The 20,468-nt window shown below is 50.9% G+C and carries 21 protein-coding genes, 1 tRNA gene and 1 other annotated feature; of the genes, 1 reads left to right on the plus strand and 21 read right to left on the minus strand.

The window, feature by feature from the left end:
• Nucleotides 1–102 precede the first annotated feature (102 nt).
• Nucleotides 103–312 (minus strand) — a binding site (T-box leader).
• Between the two features lie 97 nt (nucleotides 313–409).
• The 13 genes from UCI88_RS01050 to UCI88_RS01110 all read right to left on the minus strand — a co-directional run bounded on the left by UCI88_RS01050 (nucleotide 410) and on the right by UCI88_RS01110 (nucleotide 11,884).
• Nucleotides 410–1,510 (minus strand): type II secretion system protein GspD, encoded by a 1,101-nt coding sequence (locus UCI88_RS01050; RefSeq protein ID WP_256180134.1) that lies wholly within the window; start codon nucleotides 1,508–1,510, stop codon nucleotides 410–412.
• A 19-nt stretch (nucleotides 1,511–1,529) separates the two neighbouring features.
• Nucleotides 1,530–1,952: a hypothetical protein gene (locus tag UCI88_RS01055; protein WP_256180135.1), complete on the minus strand. Its 423-nt coding sequence runs from the start codon at nucleotides 1,950–1,952 to the stop codon at nucleotides 1,530–1,532.
• Nucleotides 1,953–2,085: 133 nt separating this feature from the next.
• Entirely contained in the window at nucleotides 2,086–3,081 is a 996-nt protein-coding gene (gene galE / locus UCI88_RS01060; protein ID WP_044505444.1) for a UDP-glucose 4-epimerase GalE, read from the minus strand.
• Nucleotides 3,082–3,084: 3 nt separating this feature from the next.
• Nucleotides 3,085–4,527 carry a hypothetical protein gene (locus UCI88_RS01065; protein WP_044505443.1) on the minus strand — a complete coding sequence of 481 codons (1,443 nt, stop codon included), beginning with the start codon at nucleotides 4,525–4,527 and terminating at the stop codon, nucleotides 3,085–3,087.
• A gap of 155 nt (nucleotides 4,528–4,682) precedes the next feature.
• Nucleotides 4,683–5,450 (minus strand): amino acid ABC transporter ATP-binding protein, encoded by a 768-nt coding sequence (locus UCI88_RS01070; protein WP_256180136.1) that lies wholly within the window; start codon nucleotides 5,448–5,450, stop codon nucleotides 4,683–4,685.
• A 15-nt stretch (nucleotides 5,451–5,465) separates the two neighbouring features.
• Nucleotides 5,466–6,116: an amino acid ABC transporter permease gene (locus UCI88_RS01075; RefSeq protein ID WP_044505441.1), complete on the minus strand. Its 651-nt coding sequence runs from the start codon at nucleotides 6,114–6,116 to the stop codon at nucleotides 5,466–5,468.
• Between the two features lie 147 nt (nucleotides 6,117–6,263).
• Nucleotides 6,264–7,067 (minus strand): amino acid ABC transporter substrate-binding protein, encoded by an 804-nt coding sequence (locus UCI88_RS01080; RefSeq protein ID WP_044505440.1) that lies wholly within the window; start codon nucleotides 7,065–7,067, stop codon nucleotides 6,264–6,266.
• A gap of 248 nt (nucleotides 7,068–7,315) precedes the next feature.
• The gene (locus UCI88_RS01085; protein ID WP_065359940.1) at nucleotides 7,316–7,816 is read right to left on the minus strand and encodes a hypothetical protein; all 501 of its coding nucleotides are present in this window, start codon (nucleotides 7,814–7,816) and stop codon (nucleotides 7,316–7,318) included.
• 35 nt (nucleotides 7,817–7,851) lie between these two features.
• A complete protein-coding gene (locus UCI88_RS01090; protein WP_256180137.1) occupies nucleotides 7,852–8,187 on the minus strand; it encodes a hypothetical protein in 336 nt (111 codons plus the stop codon).
• Nucleotides 8,188–8,197: 10 nt separating this feature from the next.
• Nucleotides 8,198–9,100: a hypothetical protein gene (locus UCI88_RS01095; RefSeq protein WP_044505438.1), complete on the minus strand. Its 903-nt coding sequence runs from the start codon at nucleotides 9,098–9,100 to the stop codon at nucleotides 8,198–8,200.
• An 11-nt stretch (nucleotides 9,101–9,111) separates the two neighbouring features.
• Entirely contained in the window at nucleotides 9,112–10,056 is a 945-nt protein-coding gene (locus UCI88_RS01100; RefSeq protein ID WP_044505437.1) for a phosphodiester glycosidase family protein, read from the minus strand.
• 22 nt (nucleotides 10,057–10,078) lie between these two features.
• Entirely contained in the window at nucleotides 10,079–10,888 is an 810-nt protein-coding gene (locus UCI88_RS01105; protein WP_330023904.1) for a polysaccharide deacetylase family protein, read from the minus strand.
• A gap of 24 nt (nucleotides 10,889–10,912) precedes the next feature.
• Nucleotides 10,913–11,884: a C-terminal binding protein gene (locus UCI88_RS01110; protein ID WP_044505435.1), complete on the minus strand. Its 972-nt coding sequence runs from the start codon at nucleotides 11,882–11,884 to the stop codon at nucleotides 10,913–10,915.
• A 139-nt stretch (nucleotides 11,885–12,023) separates the two neighbouring features.
• On the opposite strand from UCI88_RS01110, the gene UCI88_RS01115 reads away from it, so the two are divergent.
• A tRNA-Ser gene (locus UCI88_RS01115) sits at nucleotides 12,024–12,112 on the plus strand.
• A gap of 86 nt (nucleotides 12,113–12,198) precedes the next feature.
• Here UCI88_RS01115 and hydE read toward each other — a convergent pair.
• From hydE to hisF, 8 genes are all read right to left on the minus strand, one after another.
• A complete protein-coding gene (hydE, locus tag UCI88_RS01120) occupies nucleotides 12,199–13,278 on the minus strand; it encodes a [FeFe] hydrogenase H-cluster radical SAM maturase HydE (protein ID WP_256180158.1) in 1,080 nt (359 codons plus the stop codon).
• Between the two features lie 61 nt (nucleotides 13,279–13,339).
• Nucleotides 13,340–14,608 carry a uracil permease gene (gene uraA / locus UCI88_RS01125; RefSeq protein WP_044505433.1) on the minus strand — a complete coding sequence of 423 codons (1,269 nt, stop codon included), beginning with the start codon at nucleotides 14,606–14,608 and terminating at the stop codon, nucleotides 13,340–13,342.
• Between the two features lie 63 nt (nucleotides 14,609–14,671).
• Nucleotides 14,672–15,946 (minus strand): FtsW/RodA/SpoVE family cell cycle protein, encoded by a 1,275-nt coding sequence (locus UCI88_RS01130; protein ID WP_049917377.1) that lies wholly within the window; start codon nucleotides 15,944–15,946, stop codon nucleotides 14,672–14,674.
• The gene (gene trmB / locus UCI88_RS01135; RefSeq protein WP_256180139.1) at nucleotides 15,900–16,604 is read right to left on the minus strand and encodes a tRNA (guanosine(46)-N7)-methyltransferase TrmB; all 705 of its coding nucleotides are present in this window, start codon (nucleotides 16,602–16,604) and stop codon (nucleotides 15,900–15,902) included. Before trmB ends, UCI88_RS01130 begins: the two co-directional genes overlap by 47 nt.
• Nucleotides 16,605–16,758: 154 nt before the next feature.
• Entirely contained in the window at nucleotides 16,759–17,847 is a 1,089-nt protein-coding gene (locus UCI88_RS01140; RefSeq protein WP_256180140.1) for a dipeptide epimerase, read from the minus strand.
• Nucleotides 17,848–17,856: 9 nt separating this feature from the next.
• Nucleotides 17,857–18,975, minus strand: coding sequence for an HAD family hydrolase (locus tag UCI88_RS01145; RefSeq protein WP_256180141.1), 1,119 nt, complete (start codon nucleotides 18,973–18,975; stop codon nucleotides 17,857–17,859).
• Between the two features lie 14 nt (nucleotides 18,976–18,989).
• Nucleotides 18,990–19,688, minus strand: coding sequence for a bifunctional phosphoribosyl-AMP cyclohydrolase/phosphoribosyl-ATP diphosphatase HisIE (hisIE, locus tag UCI88_RS01150; protein WP_287770059.1), 699 nt, complete (start codon nucleotides 19,686–19,688; stop codon nucleotides 18,990–18,992).
• A gap of 15 nt (nucleotides 19,689–19,703) precedes the next feature.
• Nucleotides 19,704–20,468, minus strand: a complete 765-nt coding sequence (gene hisF, locus UCI88_RS01155; protein WP_044505429.1) for an imidazole glycerol phosphate synthase subunit HisF — start codon at nucleotides 20,466–20,468, stop codon at nucleotides 19,704–19,706.

Here is a 20,468-nt window from a genome sequence, read left to right on the forward strand (position 1 = left end):
ACTCCTCTCTTCCTAATTTCCCGAAAAAAAAATCGCCCCTAAAAAGGGACGACGACGTCGCGGTACCACCCAATTTATCGATAGAACAAAAAAAGGGTGGCACCCAGGGACGGAAAAATCCGCGGTACCACCCTATTTATCTTGAATCGATCAACTCATGGCCGTATAACGGCAGCCGCCCCGGTACAGCCTACTACAGTTCAGCCGTACAGTTCAGGAATGAACTTCAGACTTCATCGCCTGTACCCTCACACCACCCGGATACTCTCTGAAAAGTTTAAAGGCCTTACTTTTTTCCGTCACAACTGTTATCAGGAAATTAATTGTTGATAATGATTATACCGGAAAATAAATGAAAGTCAAGAGAATATTTTCATAAAAACCGACGAAAACCACGTAAAACGTCGTACTAATCCGGTAATACCTGCGATTTCAAGATTAAAACGATTTCTGTATTCTTATGCGACTTATAATGATAGCGGAATAATTTCCCGATTAAAGGCAGGTCTGCCAAAATCGGGACTTTTCGAAAATGCTCAAGGTCTTCACGGCGAATGAGGCCGCCGATAACGAGAGGCTGGCCTTCCTGCAGGCGCACCGTCGTCCGAGCCTGACGGGTCGCAATACGGTAAGCCTTCAGTTCGGGGACAAAAACCGGCGTGCTGACTTCGGCAAATAAATCCGCCGTCACCGAATTATCCGGATGAACTTGAGGGGTATAAGTCAATTTAATGCCTGCATCTTCATAGGTCGTACTAATAGCCGTCTCCTGTCCGGACCGATGCTCGGTCTGAACGGGAATCTTATCGCCAATGAGGATATGAGCTTCTCTGCCATTGCTGGCTACAATATGGGGCCGGGCTAAGATTTTCGCCTTACCGCGTTCTTCTAAGGCATGAATCGTCCCAGACAGAGAAAAAATACTGTGAGCGGCGCCGCCTTCCACGGTCGACCAATTGTACTCGATACCGGTCTGCTTCAACAGGCTGTCATCGATGGAAGCGATTTCAACAGACACATCGACTTGCCGCGGCGGCACATCGAGTCGCTTGACCAAGGCCTGTACAGCCGCCTGAGTCTGTGCGGTTCCGCCGACGACCACCGTATTCGTATCGCCGTGCCAGCGTACGTCGGCTTCAGGGACGGCTGCCTCAACAGCTTCCTTTACCGCTTCCGGATCGGCATAGCGGAGCCGCCATGTATGAAACGTTTTTACACGCTTTCCGGTATGAGGACCGGTAATCGTCCGTATCGGCCCGGAGGCATCGTAATAGAGACCTTTACTGTCCGCAATCGCCTGCAGGGCCTCTTCGACGGTAATATCCCGCAGGGTCATCGTGAGTGTGCCTTCTACACTGTCATCGACGATAAGATTCATCTGTCCCGACCGTGCCAGTCCTTCGAGAACGGTCCGAACAGGGACATCCCTCACCTGAATATCGATGGCAGCCGCCTGGATGGGCAGGAAACAACAGACAGCTGCCGCCCAGGCTTTGGTATAAAACTTCATGACACTTCCTTTCTCCCCCTCACAAGCGAATCTCCCAAAGTTTTCCGTCACGCATAAGCCCTACAGCTTGGCGGTTGATATAAGCAATATACCAGCCCTGCCAGGATTCTCCGGCAGCGCAGGCAGCCGACTGGCCCTGCCACTGCAACAGGACCAGGTGATCCTTCCCTTGATGAATCGACCCGCCAACGGTGGGCAAGGTCCATTGCGGCTGAACGGATTCCGTTGTCTTTACCGATTTCGCAGTCGGTGACATATCGGGTCCCCCACTTTGTTCCGCGGCGACAGCTTTCTTCGGCAAACTGCCGCCAAATAAATCAGGCAGGGGCTTATACTGTATCGCCGGCCTTACGTCGTAGACGAGGCTTCCTTCAGCCTCCTTCTCCGGCGTATCAAAAACGGGATGCTTCTCAGCTTGCTGCTGAGAGGCATCCCGTTTCATGTTTACTTGTCCCTGGGGCTCTTCCCACAAAAACCAAACAGCGCCAAGGCAGACAAGTATCCCCACATAGGGAAGCCAAGTCTTGCGACGTTGAACGATACCGTTCCCCACCTTTTGCAGGACCGATAAACCCCTATTTTTTATCGCCATACCCCTGCGGATGGTGTTGATGCCAATGCCAGGCATCGGCTATAATTTGTTCTACTTTACTGTGTGTCGGCTGCCAGCCTGTGATGCGGCGGATTTTTTCCGATCCGGCAATGAGCACAGCCGGATCGCCGGCACGACGCGGTGCTTCTTCCACGTTAAAATCACGACCTGTAACCTTTTTGGCGGCTTCAATCATTTCCCGGACGCTGAAGCCGTTCTGAGAGCCCAAATTAAAGTACTGCGACTCGCCGCCTTCCGACAAGTAGCGAAGGACGCGTACGTGGGCATCCGCCAGATCCGTGACGTGGATATAATCACGAACACAAGTCCCGTCCGGCGTCGGATAGTCTGTGCCGAAAATTTTAATGCTGTCACGCTGTCCCAAAGCGGTCTGCAAAATCAAAGGAATGAGGTGCGTTTCCGGTGTATGATCTTCCCCGATGGCACCACTGCCATCAGCTCCTGCAGCATTAAAGTAGCGAAGAGCTACATAGTGCAGACCGTAAGCACGGCTGAACTGAGCCAACATCATTTCAATCATGAGCTTGGTCTGGCCATAGACATTGGTCGGCTGGTAGGGCATATCTTCCGTAATCGGCGTCTTTTCCGGTTCGCCATAAACAGCAGCCGTCGACGAAAAGACGAAGTATTTGACCTTGGCCTGACGGACAGCTTCAAGGAGGCAATATGAGCCTACGACATTATTATCGTAATAAATGGTCGGATTTTCCATCGATTCGCCAACCTGGCTATGGGCCGCAAAATGCATGACGGCATCGATGTTCATGTCTTCAAGAATCCGGCGTACGCCATCAATATCGTGGATGTCGACGACGTAAAAGGGAATCTCTTCCGGGACGGCTGCCCGATGGCCGCGGGACAGGTTGTCAATGACGACGACCTTATGGCCTTCTTGAAGCAGGGCCTTCACCGTATGGCTGCCGATATAGCCGGCACCGCCGGTAACTAATACATTCATAGCTTAACCTTCCTGCAGTTTTTTCAGGCGGCCGCCGAGGAATTTCTTGTATACTTCGACGCCGGGCTGATTGAAGGCATCGACGTTGGCAAATTCGCCTTCATAAGCAATGGACAGGCAGAGCATGAACATCAATTCGCCCAAATGATACGGAGTGATGGCCGGCATGATGTAGTTGGCACTGGGACGGCCGTCACCGGCAAGGGCTTCAGCATTAGAGCTGCGAGCAGCTTCTAAGATCTGACTGAGAGGCAAACCGCTGAAAGCGGCCAATTTCGGATATTCATCGTACAGATGAGGTACCGTAACGTCATCGGGCCAGTTTTCGACAGAGACGAACTGGACGACTTTATCCTGCGGGCCTTCCTGATGTTCCTGGGTCTGCGCATGCATGTCCGTCGTACCGACAGCCACGATCGGCGTACGGCCATAGTTGACGACATTGCCCTGTTTGTCAAGGCGCTTGCCGAGGGATTCAGCCAAGAGCTGAATATACCATTCTGACAAGGATTTCAAGCTGTCGGCATAGGGCATGAGAACTTCCAGGCTGCGGCCATGATTTTTACCGGCCAGGAATTTAAGGACACTGTTGAGAAGGGCCGGATTTTTCCAAATATCCGGATTCTGGCAAGCGTGATCCATATCACGGGCACCGTCAAGGAACTGACGGATGCTGAAACCGGTCAAGGCGCCTACGATGAGACCGACTTCAGAAAAGACACTGAATCGTCCGCCAATGCCATCGGGAACGTAGAAAATAGGCCAGCCCGATTTTTTAGCCAGACCGTGAAGCAGCGTTTCTTTATCGCCGCCGTCGTGAGGGTCCGTAACGGCTACGGTTTCCAGGGCAATGCCGGCGTCGCTCATAGCTTCTTTCAAGACCATGTAGTTCGACATCGGTTCGATTGTCGAGCCCGATTTAGAAATGACAACGGCCATTACCGTATAGTTCGGCTTCGTCTGGCTGTCATTTTTCAAGAATTGAATAAGGCCTGCCATTTTATGAGAGTCAACATTATTGCCGGCAAAGAAGGCTTTCGGGAAGCCATTGCGTTCTTCCGTGCTCTTTAAATTCCAAAATTCACCGCACTGAACGTCAAACAAAACTTTCCCGCCCAAATAGGAACCGCCAATCCCTAAGAATACGACGGCATCGACGCGGTTGCGCGTCGTCCGAGCCAATTCTTCAAGGGCAAAAATACGTTCCGGGCTGTTGATGTTGCCATCTTCAATATACGGCAGCTGCGTAAAAAGAACGGCTTCCGGTTCTCCGTCTTTGGAGAGATGTCCCGGCATGGTGCCGTTCTTGCGCATGTTCATCACCGCTTCATGAGCCTTGGTATAGACCGGTGAAAAGTCCTTTACCTCTGCTTCCGTGACGGCCTGAGGGCCATAAAGATTGGTTACGTCAAAAGTAAAGCCTGAACGTAATTTTAACTGTGTCATGTTCACTTCACTACCTTTCGATAGAATAATGTCTTATTCACGTATGAAATCATTATAGCACAGAACGGGTATACTATGCCACCTGCGGGGCACTGAATGCCCCATGTAAACCAAAAGCCCCTGTACGGGGCTTTAAAGACAGCACGATGTTCTGCTTAGAACCGCAGCATCGATTGAAGGAAGCTTTGTGTCCGTTCATTTTGCGGATGTTCAAAGACGTCTTCCGGTTTACCTTGTTCTTGAATAATGCCGTCAGCCATAAAAATAACCCGGTCGGCCACTTCTTTGGCAAAAGCCATTTCATGGGTTACGATGATCATGGTCATGTTTTCATCGGCCAACTGCTGTATCGTGCGCAGAACTTCACCGGTCAATTCCGGATCAAGGGCACTGGTCGGTTCGTCAAAGAGCATGATATCCGGGTCCATCGCCAAAGAGCGGGCAATGGCCACACGCTGCTGCTGACCGCCGGAAAGGCGTGACGGATAGGTATCTCTTTTTTCCCACAAGCCGACCTTTTTAAGCAGTTCCTCGGCCTGAGGCATGATTTCTTCGGTCTTCATCTTCTTTACGACGCGAGGCGCTTCCAAGATGTTATCCAACACCGTCATATGCGGAAACAAGTTGAAGTGCTGAAAGCACATGCCCATGCGGCGACAGATAGACCGAACGTCGGCAGCCGGCGCATAGACGGCACGCTGGCTCCCGGCAGGCGTACTGGCCATGGTCTTACCGTCGACGACGATAGAGCCGCTGTTGATGGTTTCCAACTGGCAAAGGCATCTCAGAAAGGTACTCTTACCGCTTCCTGACGGGCCGATGATAGAAACGACTTCCCCCGCTTCTACATGGAGGGAGACGTCTTTTAATACTTCCAAATTCCCGAAACTCTTTCGGATATGGTCCATTTCAATAAAACTCATGACAAGACGTCCTCCTTATTCATCATAGACGGCGTAGCGTTTTTCCAGATAACCGAAAATTTTGGTCAGGATAAACGTAAAGAATAAATAGAATACAGCAGCAACTAAAAAGGCCGTCGTATCGAAATCGCGCTGAACGATGGACCGCGTAATGCGCAGGATGTCGTTCATGGCCAGGATGTAGACGAGGGACGTATCTTTGAGCAGGTTAATCGTTTCATTGGACACTGGCGGCAAAACCCGTTTTACGACCTGAGGCAGGATAATGCGGCGCATGGTCTGAATATAGGTCATCCCCAGGACTTTGGCTCCTTCATACTGGCCGCGGTCGATGGACTGGATGCCGCCGCGGAAGATTTCGGCAAAGTAAGCGGCATAGTTAAAGACGAAGGCGATGATGGCCGCCGGAAAGGCCGGCAGGGTAAAGCCGTCGATGATAAAGGGCAGTCCGTAATAGATGAACAAGATCTGCAGCATCAGCGGCGTACCACGCATGACATAAATATAGGCATACATGGTCTTTCGCAAGATGGCTATCTTAGAAATGCGGCCAACGGCCATGAGGATACCCAAGGGCAGACTCAAGACGATGGTAATAACAAAAATTTGCAGTGTAATTTTCAGGCCTGCTGCGACGGCAGGCACAATCTGAATTAAATAATCCATGCTGGCTCCTTTTTCAGGCACGGCGATTCACACAGGCAGTGTGCAACACGGAAAAACAACCTCTCCGTCCATGCCGGGGACCTCTCCACGACGGGGAGCTGTCAGCGTCATCTGACCGAAAGGTTGTTTTTCGTACATCTTTCCCGATTACCGTACTTTTATGGTAATATCTTCGTTAAACCACTTCTGGGACAACTTAGTCATTGTACCATCTTCACTCATCTGTTTCAAGACATCATTGAGTTTATCCCGCAGCAGATTGTCATCTTTACGCAGGCCGACGCCGAATTGTTCGTCACCCATTTTGTCATCAATGACTTTAAACTGACCCGGCTTCTTGGTCATATAATACCGGCCTACAACACTGTCGACGAGGACACCGTCAATGCGGCCGATTTCAAGGTCCATAAATGCATTGACGAAATCGCCGTATTTCTTAACTTCGGACAAGGATTTCTGGAAGTCCATGTTCTTTTCCAAGGCATTGATGGAGCTGCTGCCTTCCTGAGTCCCTAAGATTTTGCCGGCCAGGCCTTCACGATTGGTAATCGGCGAATCGGTCCGAACGACGAGAAGCTGCTGATTGTGCATATAAGGCTTAGAAAAGGCAATTTGCTGAGCCCGTTCGTCGGTAATGGTCAGGCCGTTCCACAAGAGGTCGACTTGCTTACTCTTAAGAGCTGCTTCCTTGCTATCCCAGTCGATCGGTTTAAATTCAACGGGGACGCCGAGGCGTTTAGACGCTTCCTGAGCCAAGTCAATATCGAAACCGACGAGGTTGCCGCTTTCATCACGGAAACCCATAGGCGGGAAGTTATCATCGAGGCCGATGACGATTTTATCCGGCAGTTTCTGCTCTGCCTGGCTGCTGTTATCCGTACCGCAGCCAACGAGTAATGCAGCCGCTGCTGCCGTTAACGCACCGGCAGCCAATATTTTTTTCCAATTCATGTAAATTCCTCCTTACAGAGTAACATAACGATTAAAGGCTGTCAGAAACTCCCTTCCCGGCCCTCCATCCGAAAGCCTGTGAGTTTCCCTTACTAATCCATCATGGGCGGTGTAATTACAAAGGACAGACCGTCTCCTGATGTATATGACATATTTTACTTTATTTCGTTAAAAAGATAAAGGGTTTTAATCATGAAAAATCAGCATGTTTCCACGCTGATCAATGCATATTCCGAATAAATTGCCCTTTACACCTCATCATCGTCCTTATCCTGCATATCCTTGATGGTGTCGATGATCTGCTGTTTGCTCTTTTTCGACAGAAACTGGAGACGGACGGGAAGTACGACGAGTCCCCCTTCTTCGGCTTGCCCCAACTGGATTTCCTGCCACGTATCGCCGATAACAAAGATATCCTTATACGGAAGGAATACCAGACTGCGATCGGTATGAAACTGGTCATCATAAAATTCGTGAAGCGACCGGAACTGCCGGCGGACAATAATGCCCTTTTCCGCCACGTAGCACATGACGTCGCTTTGCCGGTGGATGCGCCACAGACAAAAGGCAAGAACGGCCCAGTTATCGAGATGTTCGACGAGGCGTGTTTCCCCCATCATAAGCCAGAAAAAGTAAATGGCCACTAAGAGAAACAAGATTTTCATAAATCCGGAAAACCATTTTGAATTTTCATAAGCCGCCGTAATAGGGCCGCAGCGAAACTGTTTTTCCAGGTCTTTTTTTTCCATGGCCACGCCTCCTTCAACGACAAGCGGCGGCAAAGCTATTTACGCAGCTTTTTACTGGTCTTGGGAGCCGTTTTAATGACGACGTTGCGGCCATCCTTCACGACTTCCAGGGAGATATCACCGACACCGTCTTTAAAATAGGCCATCTTGATATCGAGGAGGATGGAACCTACTTTTTCCTGAAGGTCATCGGTAAAGAACTGACGGCGAAAATCGCTGGCCGTCTGTTTCTTATCTGATTTTCGGACAGGTTGACGGCGAGGGCTGGCGTCATCATCTTCCCAACCCGTCGTTTCAAAGGTATCTTCTTCCTGAACCCCTTTGAACATATCTTCAATTGAACGATTCTTAGGAATCTTATGTTTTGCCAAGGTCAATCACCTATTCCTTTTCCATTTTATCCGACTTTTCCGACGCTTCATGCATACTGTTCAGCGTGATGCTGTTGAAGTCTTCCGGTGTCCGATAGGTAGCAATTTTCTTAAAGCCTACGCCCAAACGGCCCCGATAAGCGGCAATGACTTTGTCGTCACGGTTCATTTCAGCGATGTAAATTTCCTGACCGTCGAGACCGATGAGTCTGAAATTACCGCTCGGCGAAATTTCGCGCCAGCTGCTGGTAGCCCCGTCGAGCATGTACACGACACCGGTCCGGAGGTTATCGTAGAAGAAGGTATCCGAATCGTAGAAGACGGCGATGCGGCCGATATTTTCAGCCTGGACGTGAATACGCCGCGTATCGTAGTTGGCATCGGTTCGATAAATGCGATAACGATCTTCCCCAACTTCGAGTTTCATGTAAACGACATTGGTCGCCGTCGAATAAGCGACGTCGACGATTTTGCTGTCTGCCGGTGCATCTTCAATGGGCGTATCTAACTCCCGGTCCGGATAGATTGGATTGTACTGGGCAATGTAAACACCGTATTCCCCGGTCTTATTGTCGCGGCCATAGGTCGCAAAAATAGCCAGGTTACGGTCCGGAAGCCATTCAAAGAAAGAGACGTTGCGGCCGTGCAGATTGATGCGTTGGGGATCGTTCTTTTTCCCGGCTTCATAGATGGTAACCTGATCATCGAGAATAGTCGCCATGAAGCGCTTATCATAAGAATAGAAGCTGCGGCCGTTCGTTTCTGTACCGTCTCCCATGGCCTCCTGCTGAGTCGTCCCGCCGATTTGGAAGTCCGACGTCGGCGCAAACAAGACCTGGTCTAAATAAATATAAATGCCGGCCTGGACGGCAATACCAAGCACAAAGACGCCAATAAACTTTCGAAATTTCATAGCCTGTCCTCCTACTTGACGACGAACGCCGTCGGAATCATGCGTTCACCCAAGAGGTCCGCCGGTTTGTTGATGACTTTTCCATTGTAATACAACGTCGAACTGGATCCGCCATCGAGGTTGGCTGCAATGACGGCCCCTTCTTCATACATGATATTCTGAAGGTCACGCAGGGTCGCTCCGACAGAATATCCGGGCTGACGACCGTCAATGACCAGAAGCAGTACGGTGCCGTCCTTACGCTGGCCAATCGCCGTGCGCGGCCCGACGCCCCAACCGCCATCGCCATTAGTAATCATCTTTTCCCCGTTGACGATAAGCGCCGGTCCGAAGGAGATACCTTCGACGACGTCCTTTTCTCGCAGTTCGGCTTTAGAATAGTTCCCGACGATGAGGTTGCCGCCGGAAGTAAAGCCGACAAATTCATTCGTTTCATCGTCAGAAGAGTTCTGGCCGAGGAGATATTTTCCATCGTGAATAATGAAGCCGTAAGGCTGACGGCCTGTTCCGGTCCCATTGGCATCATAGAATCCGCCGGCATTGATAGCCGCTACGGCACCGACGCGTTCGGCAATGCCGCTCGTCGTATCGCCTTTTTCATCCATATTCTCCGCCGTTGCAACCTGCAGGCGATGGGGATCGGGGACTTCCAGCAGGAAGCCCTTAAATCGGCTGGAATCGATATTTTTCAGGGTAAGTGTCGTATCCGTGCGAGCTTTGAAATTAAACAGCTCCTGCTTCGGCGTCGAGCTGATACCGCCTAAGATCTCATCAATTTCCTGCTGCGTAAAAAGCCACGTAATGTACTGCGGATGGCGGCTCTTCAAAATAGCGCCCACAACCGTCCGCTTCAAATTGTCGAAGGGTCCGAAGAGGACGACAAAAGGCGATGTCAGAGAGAAAAAAATGGCGATAAAGATAAAAAACTTACCGATTTCTTTTACGTGTTTCCTCATATGTAACCTCGAAAAAATAAAGTTAACGTTCTTCGTATTGCGGTGTTGTAACGCGCTGCTTGAAGTTTTCAATGTCGACAGCGTTGCCGATCCAAATCCGTTTGACGGCATACAGGTTATCCCCATATTTTGCCCAGCCCGGGTCCATGGTCACGGCCATTTTAACGCCGGCTGCCTTTAAGACCTCACCGGCTTCCCGGGTATAGCCGCCATAAGGGTAACAGAAGTATTCATTGGTAATACCGAGCTGTTCTTTTAACTCAGCCTGACTCTTTTTAATCTCGTCGGCAAAGGTGTTCCCCGTCATCTCCGTTGCCCGTTCATGACGATAGCTGTGCGACGCAATGGTAAGGCCTGAAGCCTGCATTTCTTTGACCTGCTGCCAATTGATGCGTGTCCCCTGGTCCGTGTCATAAGTCGGCACGAAAACCGTCCCGGCAAAACCGTATTCCTTTAAAATAGGCATGACGATACGGTACGTATCGGGATAGCCGTCATCAAAGGTAAGGACAACAGGCCGTACCGGCACCGGTTTGCCATGGGCCAAGTAGTCGTAAAGCTGATCCATGGTCAGGGGATGAAAATCGTTATCTTTCAAAAATTTCATCTGCTCCCGAAAGTGGGACTCCAACAGAACGGCGTCATTATCCGGAACGTCGCCGATCATATGGTACATCAGAACGGGAATCCCCTCTTTTGGTACAGCCATAGCAACTTCCTGCGACGGTTTCTTTTCCGCCGCAGGTGCATCGACCTTTTTATTGTCCAGTGCGCAGCCTGCCAGTATAAGGCAGCTCAACAGAGCCATACAGGCTAATTTCAAGATGCGCAAATCGTACAGCCCCTCTCATCAAGATCATTCATTGTCCCGCAAGGTTACTACGGGCAATTCATCATAGTGGCCGGCCAGGAACAGCCGGATATAACGTTCAGCATCGTCGCGGATATCACGCATCGCTTCAACGGAATGGAAGCTGACGCTCGGCGTCAATAAAAATTCCGGCCGGGCAATCATTTTGAGCAGCATCGGGCTCGGATGCTCTGTCGACAGGGCATCGAGGGCGGCACTGCGGATATGGCCGTCATCGACGGCATGGTACAGGGCCGCTTCATCAACTAAGCCGCCGCGGCAGCAGTTGACGAACATGGCACCTTTTTTCATAGCTTCGAATTGTTCATCTTGAAAAATGTAGCGTGTCGATTCGTTCAGCGGCATGTGCAGTGATACGACGTCGCTAGTCTGAAGAAGTTTATCAAAATCGACAGGGCGGACGCTGCTTTCCATCATGAATTTTTCACTGACGAAGGGATCGTAAGCCTGGATTTTGCATCCAAAGGCCTGCAATCTTGAAGCAACGGCACGGCCGACATGGCCAAACCCGACGAGACCAATAAGATTTTTACTGACCCGGTGCAGGGGCCAGGGAATAGAGCCGAATTCCCAACGGCTGTTGGTCCGGATATCACTCTGATATTCCGGCAGTTGTCGAATCAAAGCCAAGATCATAGCGCAGGCATGATCGGCAATGTCGTCGACACAATAGGAAGTATTATTGATGACCATGACGCCCTTTTCGTGCGCCGCTTTTATATCGACATTATCAGACCGAGTCGATAAGACGACAATGAGTTTCAAGTCATCCAGTTCCTCAAGAAGTGAAGCCGTAATCGGTTCGGCATGGCAGATAATAATCTCGGCATCATGCAGCCTGTCGGCTAATTCATCTTCATCTCCCGGAGGACAATATTCAACGCGCGCTACATCGCGCAGTCTCTCTCCAAAATCATCTTCATCCTGACGTCCTGTCAAAACACTTATGTGATACATTATCACAGCCCCTTTTCTATAACCAAAATCATTTAGACATAAAGATACATCTAATTATATACCATGTAATCGTCAATTATCAAGTATTCCCGCCGACCTTGACGGAGTTGTCAAAACTTTGATATAATATTTTCGTTATGGAAAGGTGTCCGAGTGGTTTAAGGAGCTAGTCTTGAAAACTAGTGATGCGGCAACGCACCGTGGGTTCGAATCCCACCCTTTCCGCCAATCACAAAAAGCAGGTTCCCAAAGGGACCTGCTTTTTTTATATACCTATATACTGTATCTGCATACTCGGCAAGGGTATTCCTGCCTTACTTGCGATGGAAAAAGTGCGGCGAGTCACCCCACTGACCGAACCCGATCGTATCGCCGACAGAAGCGACGCGGGCACTGATGCAGTTTTTGCACTGTTCCGGCACTTCATCGACACAAGGTTTATTATCATACAACAGGTACTGCGGGCGGAACTTGGGAACGGTGACAATCGGCATGAGCACGTTGGCTCCGGCCTTTAAGCCCAGTTCACGTCCCAAGGGATGGAGAGCCTGCAGAGCCGTCGTCGCCGCAATGTTGACATCGGGCAAAAAGAGCCGGGTCACGGCAATCATCTTGAGTCCCATTTCCAGCCGCCGTTTCTGTTCTTCCTTGCTGTCCATTCCACTGGCAAGGACGGCTTTCCCGATGGGCGTATTATGGTGAACGACGTAAGGCCCCATTCCGATCATATCGATATCCATATCGCGATAGAGCAGAATATCGTCTGCCAAGTCACCGATTGTTTGACCGGGAAGACCGATCATATCCCCCGTCCCGACCTGATAGCCGATGCGTCGCAGACTTTCAAGGCAAGCTTTGCGAACCTGCCATTTATGATGGCCGTCATCGGGATGAAGGGTCGCATAGAGAGCGGGATTACTGGTCTCGATGCGCAGCAAGTAGCGGTGAGCACCGGCTTCAAACCAGCTCCGATAGGTATCTTCCGTCTGTTCACCGACGCAGAGGGTCAGTCCCAACTTGCCGTCGCTCAGCTTTTTGATATCGCGAATCAAGCCTTCGACGTAATCGATAAAAGCCTCATCTTGCCGTTCACCGGACTGAATCGTCAGCGATCCGTACTTATTTTCATAAGCCCAGCGAGCCATGGCCAAAATATCTTCCCGCGGGGTGTCGAAGCGTTCGACTTCGTCATTGCTCTTGCGGATGCCGCAGTACTTACAATCTTTAATGCAGTAGTTGGAAAACTCGATGAGTCCCCGATAGTAGACGACGCGGCCGACATTGGCAGCCTTGACGGCATAAGCCGCATCATACAAGGCCTGCAATTCGTCAGGTTCAGTCAGACTCAGCAGGGCGATTAAATCATCGCGGGTTTTCGGTGGTTTAATCTTCATCATAATATCTCCTTTCAGCGCCGCCAAAGGCAGCCCTTACGGACCAACGGAAGAAAGCCTTTTATCCTTCATTGGCCCAGTGGATTTTTTCAAAGAATAAGAATACACAGCTCATGATCATAGCCACGACCGTTGCCAAGCCCATGCCTTTAAGCTGGACCGGACCCAAGACAATCGTTGCGCCGCTGAGACCGGAAATCATGGTAACCGCCGTTAAAATAAGATTCTTCGAGCGCGTATAGTCGACCTTCTTTTCAACCAGCATGCGCAGCCCCGAAGCGGCGATGAAGCCGAATAAGAGGATGCAGACCCCGCCCATGACCGGAGTCGGAATGGCATGGATGAGAGCCGCAATCTTTCCGATGAAAGAAAAGAGGATGGCAAAAATAGCCGCGCCGCCGATGACCCAGGTACTGTATACGCCGGTAATCGCCATGACGCCCATATTTTCACCGTACGTCGTATTCGGTGTCGAACCGACCAGGCCCGAGAGGACATTCGATACGCCGTCCGCAAAGAGTGAGCGGTGAAGGCCGGGGTCGGTAATGAGGTCGCGGCCGACGATATCACTGGTGACAAAGAGATGGCCCAAATGTTCAGCCAGGACGACGAACAAGGCCGGCATGATCATCATGATGGCACTGATATTAAATTCCGGCTTATAGAACGTCGGCAAGGCAAACCAAGGTACTTCCTGAACGTGGGCCAAGTCGACGACCCCCATGAAGAAGGACAGGATATAACCGGCAATGACCCCGATAAGGATAGGGATGATGCCGATGAAGCCGCGGCCGAGGACGGTCGTCAAAATGGTGACGATGAGGGTAAAGGTCGAAATGATCATAGCCGTTTCATTGGACATGCCCTGGACTTCCCCCATATAGCCCGACATGTTCATGGCCAGCGGCGCCAATTCCAAACCGATGATGGCTACGATCGATCCCATGGCAGCCGGCGGGAACAAGATATCGATCCACTTCGTCCCCACCTTGTCGACGACAGCCGCCAAGATGATAAAGGACAGGCCGAAGACGATGAACCCCCCTTGGGCGTCGCCATAGGTCATGCCCGGCGTAGCCGTAACCGCCAGAACCGGTGAAATAAAGGCAAAGCTCGAGCCGAGGTAAGCCGGCAGCCGCCATTTACAAATGGTCAAATACAGTAAGGTACCGACGCCATTCATAAACAAAGCCGTTGCCGGATCGACATGAAGCAGAAACGGAACCAGTACGGTCGAACCAAACATGGCAAATAAATGCTGTAAACTCAAGGGAATGGTCGGCAGTAAGGGCAGCCGTTCTTCTACGTGTATAACCCGATGTTGTTGCATGCAATCTCCTCCCAAAAAAAGACAGGTTTCTTATGAAAAGCAATTTTTATAAGGAGCCACCCCTTAGAACGGCTCCTGTTCAACGTCAGCCAGACCGGCTTCGGCTTCACAGAAATTATCATAACTGATACGAAGCAAAAACGTAACCGAAATGATATTTAAGATAAGCGAAGATCCGCCGTAACTGATAAACGGTAAGGGAACGCCGACGACAGGAACGATGCCCGTAACCATGGCCATGTTGATGAGGCCCTGTCCGCATAGGGAAAAGGTAATACCCAAGGCCAGGAAGGTTCCGAAACGGTCGCGGCAGCGGACAGCCGTTTTGACGCCGACCGACAGCAGGCTGCAAAACAAAAACAAGACGACGACAGCCCCGATAAGTCCCCATTCCTGGGCAATAACGGCAAAGGCAAAGTCCGTATGGGCTTCCGGCAGGTAATTGAACTTACTGATCCCGGTTCCCATCCCCTGTCCGAAGACACCGCCCGAACCGACGGCGATATAGCTTTGAACCGTCTGATAGCCGCTGCTCTGACTATAAGGCCAGGGATCCCACCAGGTGATAATACGCATCATCTGATAAGAGTGGGCAAACAGATAGACGACCAAGGCCAAAACGGCGACGATACCGAGGGCAAAGGCAACACGCTGTTTCAAAGAAAACTTGGTGTGAATAACCGTAAGTTCGCAGCAAAAAAACATCATCAGTACGGGAAAAAATATGACGATAGCCGTCCCGGCATCAGGCTGCAGCAAGACTAAAAAGGAAAAAAAGAGGGTCGGGAAAAAGGCAAAAAGGCCGTATCGATTGAGGAATAAGGCAAAGAGCCGCTTCCCGAAGGGAACCTTTCTTTCCCATTTGTCAATAGGAAAGATATTCCGGAGGTGGAGGGACATCAATTCCTTATTTCCATGTCGTTCCAAATAAAAGGCAATGGCCGCGGCCATCGTGATGATCGCCGCTAACTTGGCAAACTCCGACGGCTGAAACGAAAAGGCACCGAATCCCAGCCAGCGACGGGCACCGTTTACCGTAATACCGACGAATTTAACGGCAATGAGACAGATGATATTGATCAGGACAATCTTGCTGCACCAGCGGCGAATGAATTGATACCCCAATCGCCAAATGACCCAGGCAGCTGCAATGCCGCCGCCTAAAAAGCCCAGCTGCTTGATCAAATAACCGGACAAGGAGGCTCCTTCATCGAGGACAAAAGTCGAGCTGAGGATATTTTCCAGGCCAATGACTATCAAGAGGGATATGGACGCCAGCATCCAAAGGAGGTTACTCCTCCGGGCCTTCATTTCGGCATTCATCTTTTTCGACAACATGAGCTATCACTTCCTGTGGGCGTGTGGCAACACAATGAAAAATAGGCTGTCCCTTGGCACTGAATTTAGCCTCGTATTCGGTCATGGCTTCATTCAGTACTGAGCTGTTATGCAAATCATAGGTCACTTCCGACAAAGGCCATCCGCAGGCTTTAAATTCGTCGAGGGTAAAATCGAAGAGGCCGGCATTGTCGGACTTAAAGTAAATCTTACCGCCTTCTTTTAAGAGGCGGGCATAGCGGTCGAGAAAGCTGCGGTAGGTCAAGCGCCGTTTAGCATGGCGCTTCTTAGGCCAGGGATCGCAGAAATTGATGAAGAAGCGGTCGACTTCACCAGGTTCAAAAATATCTTCCAATCGGGCGACATCGAAGCGCAGGAGATGGACATTATCGACTTCAGCATCGGCACACTTCTTGCCGGCATAATAAAGGACTCCGGCCTGGATTTCAATGCCGATAAAGTTGACATCGCGGTGAATCTGAGCTAATTGGGAAATGAAGTTCCCCTTGCCGGTCCCAAGTTCTACCCACAGCGGCGCTTCCGGGGAGGCAAAGAGCGTATGCCACTTCCCCTTATACATTTGACAATCGTCGAGGTGGAGAAACTCACTGTACTCCTTAATGGCCTCGTCAATCCACGGTTTTCTTCGTAAACGCATGTATCCTCCTCGATTTCATAAATGGATTCATCGTACAAGAACCCTTCAGACCTGCTGCACAAGCCGGAAGGGTTCCTTAACAAACTGTATGATACTTTTTTTATTATAAAAAATGTCAGCCATCGTGTCAACAGAAAAAGCCGGACCCTTTTCGTTAAAAAGGGGTCCAGCCTTCAATGTCTTGAATCCCGAGGCCCGGAAGTTCCGAGAGGACGAGATGGTCTTTATCATAGGTAATACCGCCGTGAATGGGGTCTGCTGCCATGAGGTCGGCGGCGTCCAAATCATTCTTGGTAATAACGGCTGTCCCTGCCGATAAGGCTGCCGCTGCGGTGATACCGATTTTGCATTCCAACATGCAGCCCATCATGCACTCGACGCCGGCCGCTTCTGCCATGGCCGCGATTTTTGAAGCCGGGCCGAGGCCGCCGGCCTTCATGAGCTTGATATTGATGAGGTCGCAGGCCCGCATGGAAAGCAGGCGAAAAACATCGGTCGGACTGAAAGCCGATTCATCGGCCATGATGGGCGTATCGACATGATCCGTCACTTGTTTGAGGCCTTCAAAATCGGCTGCCCTTACAGGCTGTTCGATAAGTTCAATAGCAAGATTGGCATCTTCCATGGCGCGGATGAGGCGGATGGCTTCCTTAGGTTTCCAGCCCTGGTTGGCATCGAGGCGGATGGCAATGTCGTTACCGACAGCCTTGCGGATGGCTGCGACGCGCTCAAAGTCGACAGTACTGTCAATCCCTACTTTCAGCTTTAAATGATGGTACCCGGCCTGAACGGCTTTTACCGCATCGACAGCCATGACGTCCGGCGGATTGACGCTGATCGTAAGGTCTGAGGCAATACGTTGGCGGCGGCCGCCAAAGAAGCGATAGAGGGGCATGCCGTAGCGCTGTCCAAAGAGATCGTGGACAGCAATGTCAAGGGCTGCCTTGGCTGATGTATTGTGGACCATCGCCCTTTGAATCGTTTCTAAAATAAGGTCACGGTCATCGATATCCATGCCAGTCAGTTTAGGACCGATGACATTCTTTATGGCTCCGGCCACCGACTGATGACTATCGCCGGTGATGACGACCGTTGCCGGCGCATTGCCGTACCCGACATGGCCGTCATCGGTGTACACTTTTACGACTAAGTCTTCAGCGACATCGACGCGGCGCAAAGCCGTAATAAACGGTGTTTTTAAAGGAATGGCAATTTTCCCGATTTCGATTGCAGTAATTTTCATAAATAAGTCCTATACTAAAAAATCTAAAATAGCTTCGACGGTCGGCACGATATGCGGAACACCTTCTCGATCAAACATCGCCCTGGCGTCATCTCCATCGATGCCGGTCAAGGTCCCGATCATGACCGCCCCTAAGGCCTTGGCACACCAAACGTCGGCCAGGGAATCGCCGACGACATAATACGTTCCCTGTTTGAAATCATCCATGCGGCGTACATAGTCGCCGTAACGGGCCTTATCTTTGCCAAAGGCCCCCAGACAATAGACGAAAGGATTCGGTTTATCAAGCGATAAGTTCAACAGGCCTTCAGCTTCTTCGACGTCACTGTAGGTCGCCAGGTAATGCTCGTCGAATTCTTTCAGCCAGCCGTAGGTGCGGAAGGGAATTTCCATTTCCGCCCGCGACCGTCCGGTGGCGATGGCAATGGCGTAGCCTCGACGCTTGAGTTCTTGGAACATATGGCGGATGCCTTGGACCGTGCCCAGCGGTTCTTCTCGAGTCAAAAATCCCGATTTTCCCGGTGCATAGGCCTTTTTCCCATAGGTTTTTTCATAGAGTTCATCGCCAAAGTACCAATCCTGGAAGGTTTCAAAGGCCAGATTCCAAAGCGGCGAATGAAGAGGCGTCCACCGGCGCGTCCCCTCTCCTAAGGAAGCCGCAACGGCATCGCTCAGGTAAGTGAAGACGTCGTCCTTTCCGGCCTCATCGGGCACCGTTTCAACCAGCCGCTGATAAACGGCTTCAGCCGAAGGAACCGCACAGCCCCAGAGACGTCTGCCTAGGGATTGAATATCAGCCGGTGTCTCAAAGGCCATATTCAAGGCGTCGTGATGTGCGGTATACGATTCTAAAAGGAGCCACAGTGTGACGACGAGATGGGCGTGGACCATATCCCAGTTGCTGTTGACGCCGTGTTTTTTGAGCCACAGCAAGATGGCATCGTCCTTCCAAAAACGCCGGCGCAGACCGTCAATGGCTTCATCACTGAGGTCGGCTGTAATCGTCTCCTGACCCAAATGCAAGTATTTTTCACTGTAATACCATTCCCAAAGGACCAGAGCTGATACGTCAAAATACCGTTTTTCGCTGAGTAAGACGCCGTCGACGTCAAAAATTACCTTCTTCATGGGACTCCCTTTTCTTAAAATGTCTTATCTAAATGGCCGACAGTCTTCTTATTGCCCTTGACGTGGGACCGTTCTTCCAATACCTTCATGACGTCATTGACAGTAACGCCCGTATCTTCCCACAAGACGGCCAGATGATACAATAAGTCAGCTGACTCCTTGCAGACTTCAAGCCGCAGGTTTTCGGCCGCCTCTGACGAATCATCGGCAACAGGGTCGGCATTCTTAGCCGCGATGATTACTTCTGCCGACTCTTCGCCGATTTTCTTGCAGATTTTATCGATGCCGGTTTGAAGCAGATACGACGTATACGATTTTTCCGTCGGATGAACCCGCTTATCGCTGATTTCCCGACTGAGGTCAGACAAGATGGACAGGCTTCCGGTGTAGCTTTTTTCCCATTCTGTCATGGACCGGAAGAAGCACGATTTATGGCCCGTATGGCAGGCTGCGCCGACTTGGTCGACAGTCAGCAAAATCGTATCGGCATCGCAGTCGACGGCGATGGAGCGGACATGCTGAAAATGGCCCGACGTTTCCCCCTTATGCCACAATTCATTTCGGCTGCGGCTGTAATACCAGGCGTCGCCGCTTTCAACAGTACGCCGGAGCGCTTCTTCATTCATATAAGCTACCATCAGGATTTTTCCGCTGCATCCTTCTTGAACGACGGCTGGAACCAATCCGGCGCCGTCAAATTTTATATCTTTCATCGATACACTATCCATTTATACTTCTGCCCCTCTCATGGGAATCCCCTGTTCCTGTAAATAAACTTTCAAATCGGGAATATCGATTTGTCCAAAGTGAAACACCGAAGCTGCCAAGGCTGCATCGACACCGGTATCGAAGACGTCTTTAAAATCCTGCATCGTGCCGGCTCCGCCGGAGGCAATGATCGGCACGGGAAGTTCAGAAGCCAAACGGCGGTTCAATTCCAAATCGAACCCGGCCTTTTCTCCGTCGGCATCCATGGAATTCATGCAGATTTCACCGGCCCCTAAAGCAACGCCCTGTTTGGCCCAAGCCATGGCGTCGATGCCGGTATTCTTACGTCCCCCTTCGACGTATACCTGCCAGCTGCCATGGTTGTCGCGCTTGGCATCGATAGACAAGACGACACACTGGCTGCCAAAACGCTGGGCAGCCTCGCGAATCAGTTCCGGCCGCCGAACAGCCGCCGAGTTGACCGATACCTTATCGGCACCGGCCCGCAAGACTTGGTGAAAGTCGTCGATACTGGCAATACCGCCGCCGATCGTAAAGGGGATAGTTATCGTTTCGGCCACGGCGCGAACGACGTCCAGGAAGATATGGCGTTTTTCATGGGTCGCCGTAATATCGTAAAAGACGAGTTCGTCTGCCAGCTGGTCTGAATAGAATTTCCCTAAGCTGACCGGATCGTCAACATCCTGCAGGTGCTTAAATTGCTTGCCCTTCACGACGCGGCCGTTCCGGACGTCAAGGCAGGGCACGATTCGTTTCGCCAACAT

Origin of the sequence: Megasphaera massiliensis, assembly GCF_036305205.1 — a bacterium.
Classification (GTDB): Bacteria; Bacillota; Negativicutes; order Veillonellales; family Megasphaeraceae; genus Megasphaera; species Megasphaera massiliensis.

What these genes read in the sequence shown, in the direction of transcription:
- UCI88_RS01050 (WP_256180134.1), bottom strand. Translation starts at nt 1,510, where the DNA reads ATGAAGTTTTATACCAAAGCCTGGGCGGCAGCTGTCTGTTGTTTCCTG.
- UCI88_RS01055 (WP_256180135.1), bottom strand. Translation starts at nt 1,952, where the DNA reads ATGAAACGGGATGCCTCTCAGCAGCAAGCTGAGAAGCATCCCGTTTTT.
- galE (WP_044505444.1), bottom strand. Translation starts at nt 3,081, where the DNA reads ATGAATGTATTAGTTACCGGCGGTGCCGGCTATATCGGCAGCCATACG.
- UCI88_RS01065 (WP_044505443.1), bottom strand. Translation starts at nt 4,527, where the DNA reads ATGACACAGTTAAAATTACGTTCAGGCTTTACTTTTGACGTAACCAAT.
- UCI88_RS01070 (WP_256180136.1), bottom strand. Translation starts at nt 5,450, where the DNA reads ATGAGTTTTATTGAAATGGACCATATCCGAAAGAGTTTCGGGAATTTG.
- UCI88_RS01075 (WP_044505441.1), bottom strand. Translation starts at nt 6,116, where the DNA reads ATGGATTATTTAATTCAGATTGTGCCTGCCGTCGCAGCAGGCCTGAAA.
- UCI88_RS01080 (WP_044505440.1), bottom strand. Translation starts at nt 7,067, where the DNA reads ATGAATTGGAAAAAAATATTGGCTGCCGGTGCGTTAACGGCAGCAGCG.
- UCI88_RS01085 (WP_065359940.1), bottom strand. Translation starts at nt 7,816, where the DNA reads ATGGAAAAAAAAGACCTGGAAAAACAGTTTCGCTGCGGCCCTATTACG.
- UCI88_RS01095 (WP_044505438.1), bottom strand. Translation starts at nt 9,100, where the DNA reads ATGAAATTTCGAAAGTTTATTGGCGTCTTTGTGCTTGGTATTGCCGTC.
- UCI88_RS01100 (WP_044505437.1), bottom strand. Translation starts at nt 10,056, where the DNA reads ATGAGGAAACACGTAAAAGAAATCGGTAAGTTTTTTATCTTTATCGCC.
- UCI88_RS01110 (WP_044505435.1), bottom strand. Translation starts at nt 11,884, where the DNA reads ATGTATCACATAAGTGTTTTGACAGGACGTCAGGATGAAGATGATTTT.
- hydE (WP_256180158.1), bottom strand. Translation starts at nt 13,278, where the DNA reads ATGAAGATTAAACCACCGAAAACCCGCGATGATTTAATCGCCCTGCTG.
- uraA (WP_044505433.1), bottom strand. Translation starts at nt 14,608, where the DNA reads ATGCAACAACATCGGGTTATACACGTAGAAGAACGGCTGCCCTTACTG.
- UCI88_RS01130 (WP_049917377.1), bottom strand. Translation starts at nt 15,946, where the DNA reads ATGTTGTCGAAAAAGATGAATGCCGAAATGAAGGCCCGGAGGAGTAAC.
- trmB (WP_256180139.1), bottom strand. Translation starts at nt 16,604, where the DNA reads ATGCGTTTACGAAGAAAACCGTGGATTGACGAGGCCATTAAGGAGTAC.
- UCI88_RS01140 (WP_256180140.1), bottom strand. Translation starts at nt 17,847, where the DNA reads ATGAAAATTACTGCAATCGAAATCGGGAAAATTGCCATTCCTTTAAAA.
- UCI88_RS01145 (WP_256180141.1), bottom strand. Translation starts at nt 18,975, where the DNA reads ATGAAGAAGGTAATTTTTGACGTCGACGGCGTCTTACTCAGCGAAAAA.
- hisIE (WP_287770059.1), bottom strand. Translation starts at nt 19,688, where the DNA reads ATGAAAGATATAAAATTTGACGGCGCCGGATTGGTTCCAGCCGTCGTT.
- hisF (WP_044505429.1), bottom strand. Translation starts at nt 20,468, where the DNA reads ATGTTGGCGAAACGAATCGTGCCCTGCCTTGACGTCCGGAACGGCCGC.